3 protein-coding genes and 1 other RNA gene are annotated in these 2460 nt (G+C 67.4%); 1 reads left to right on the top strand and 3 read right to left on the bottom strand.

Annotated features, from left to right (window positions below; all coding sequences use genetic code 11):
* Positions 1 to 540: 540 nt before the first annotated feature.
* The 3 genes from AC1D12_RS30935 to AC1D12_RS30925 all read right to left on the bottom strand — a co-directional run bounded on the left by AC1D12_RS30935 (position 541) and on the right by AC1D12_RS30925 (position 2188).
* The gene (locus AC1D12_RS30935; protein WP_477845034.1) at positions 541 to 831 is read right to left on the bottom strand and encodes a hypothetical protein; all 291 of its coding nucleotides are present in this window, start codon (positions 829 to 831) and stop codon (positions 541 to 543) included.
* A 104-nt stretch (positions 832 to 935) separates the two neighbouring features.
* Positions 936 to 1033, bottom strand: an RNA gene (gene ffs, locus AC1D12_RS30930) — signal recognition particle sRNA small type.
* 33 nt (positions 1034 to 1066) lie between these two features.
* Positions 1067 to 2188, bottom strand: a complete 1122-nt coding sequence (locus AC1D12_RS30925; RefSeq protein WP_477845033.1) for an AIR synthase-related protein — start codon at positions 2186 to 2188, stop codon at positions 1067 to 1069.
* Positions 2189 to 2282: 94 nt separating this feature from the next.
* On the opposite strand from AC1D12_RS30925, the gene AC1D12_RS30920 reads away from it, so the two are divergent.
* The coding region (locus AC1D12_RS30920) for a hypothetical protein (RefSeq protein ID WP_490363545.1) at positions 2283 to 2460 on the top strand (178 nt) is incomplete at its 3' end.

Below are 2460 nucleotides of genomic sequence, written 5' to 3'. Positions count from 1 at the left end.
GCGTGAAGCTTACATGCAATTCAAGGGTTGTCGCGGCGCAGCTGTGGCTGGAACTGCTCGACGATGAGCTTCGAGGCGGCGTCCACCTCCGGCCCCTTCTCATCGCTCACGATGTTGATCATCGCGACACGACCGCGCGCAGACATGGTCCTCGCCGGTGCACAACGCGGGCGCGCCGACTTCGGCGAGGAACCGGCTCTGCACGACGGTCGCCGGCAGGCGCTTGTCAGCGGACGGATCCATCAATTTCGGAGCCCATCCCGAGGGAGGCTTGAAGGCGAGCGAACTGCTCGGGCTGGCGCCGGTTCGCAGGCCGGTGTCGCCTCGAGGGCTGCATGCGCCCGCACCCTCACGGGCTGGATCAACGCGCACGCCCACCTTGAAGGTTGGGGTCGTCTGCGGCGGGGGCTGCCGTGCACAGCAGGGTCAGTCCGATGGCGGCGATGAGCTGGTGAAGGATCCGTTTGGGGAGCGGTGTCATGGAAGGATCTGTGTGGTGATGTGCGGCGGGCATCCGGTGCCTTTGCGCGGGCTGCGGCTTCAAGGAGCGCCACGTTCATCCGGCTTGTGCTTCGGCCACCATCCGAGCAGCAGGAACAACAGGGGTCGGCACAGCACGTCGAATGCGGGCAGGTTGCCGGACGGGCTCTCCGCGGCGCCAGACTGAATCTGGCCATCTCGGGCCACGTGTCGGGCCCGGCTCGAATCGATCTGCTTCGCGGTGGCGTTCGCGGGGCAGGTGCACAGGCTGCAGTGCCAGGCTTGGCTGGAGTTGGTCTRGCCGCAGGAGAGGCACGACCAAGAGTAGTTCGGCATGAAGAGATCATGCACGACGCGAGTGAGTGGAGTTGCTGGTCTCGCTGGCTTCGACAGGCTCAGCCCGAACGGAGGTGGGCGAGCGCAGTTCTGGTCGAACCGAAAGAGAAGAGGGGAGAGGTGACGAGCCTTACCCCCGGCACTGGTCGCAACAGTTAGGGCTGCTTCGTTCCCGACCTGACCCGGTTGGCCGTGCTTCCATGCGGGGAGGCCCGTCGCGGCGGATTGTAGGCGACGGRCAATGGCCTTCTCAGCGCAGCTGCAAAGAATCGTCGCCGAACTCGATGTTCAGCGGCTCGATCAGCAGCCGCTTCGGCCCGGCCTCGACCGCGCCCGCCACGATGGCCTTCACGCCCGCGGCCTGCGCCACCTCCACCGTGCGCTGCGCGTCTTCCGCCTTCACGAAGATCGCAAACCCCGCGCCCATGTTCAGCGTGCTGTACGCCTCCTGATCATCCTGCTGCGCATGCTGCTGGATGAACTTCAGCACCGGCGTCACTTCGGGCACGCTGTGGATGCGGTAGGTGTGCTTCGCCGGATGCCGCAGCAGCTTGCGCCAGCCGTGGCCGGTGATGTTGGCGCAGTAGTGCGGCTGGATGCCGGCCTTGTACAGCGCCTCGGTCACCGGCGAGTACAGCACCGTCGGCGCCAGCAGCGCCTCGCCGTAGCTCAGCCCCGGTTGCACCTCGGTCAGGTAACCCTTCGGCAGCCGCTCCACCAGCTTGCGCGCCAGGCTCAGCCCGTTCGCATGGATGCCGCTCGATGCCAGCAGCACGATCGCATCGCCCGGTGCCAGCTTGTCGCCGACCGAGAGCCGCTCCTTCGGATTGATCAGCCCCGTGCAGCTCGCCGCCAGGTCGATGCGCCCCTCGGCCACGATGCCCGCCAGCGCCGGCGTCTCGCCGCCGCCCCAGGCCACCTGGCAGGTGTCGCACGCGGCCTTCCAGCCTTCCACCAGCRCCTGCGCGCGCTGCGCGTCGGAGAACCAGTCGGAGCCGCCCGCGGCCCAGTAGGCCTGCACCACCAGCGGTGTCGCACCCACGGTGATCAGGTCGTTGATCGCCATCGCGATCGTGTCCTGCGCAATGCCGGCGTAGTAGCTCTTGCCGGTCAGCGCCTTCATCTCGTCGGCCACCAGCGCCTTCGAGCCCAGGCATTCGACGATCGAGGCCAGATAGAAGGGCCCCACGTCCACCACGTAGGYCGATTCGCCGCGCGAGGCCTCGACCTCGCTGAACCCGTGTACAGCCAGGTGGGCACCGGTGGCCTTCGCGGCGCGCTGTGCAGCCACCTTCAGCGGGTCGATCAGGTCGTAGTTGACGCCGGCCTGTTCGTAGCTGAGCGTGTCGGGGGAAGCAGGGGTGGATTTCATCGGGAGCAGAGGGTCGATGTCGGGGCGGTCACGGGTCGGCGCTGCCGCCGAAACCGCGATTATCGGGTACCACCGGGCCCCGTAGAATGCCCCGATGTCCTATCTCGTCCTGGCCCGCAAATACCGCCCGCGTGACTTCGAAGGCCTCGTCGGCCAGGAGCACGTCGTGCAGGCGCTGGCCAACGCGCTCACGCAGCAACGCCTGCACCACGCCTACCTGTTCACCGGCACGCGCGGCGTCGGCAAGACCACCGTCTCGCGCATCCTCGCGA

The organism is Rhizobacter sp. P1_G5, from assembly GCF_056405435.1.
Note: the sequence above shows the minus strand (reverse complement) of the source record. Positions and strands in the feature narration are given on the sequence as shown.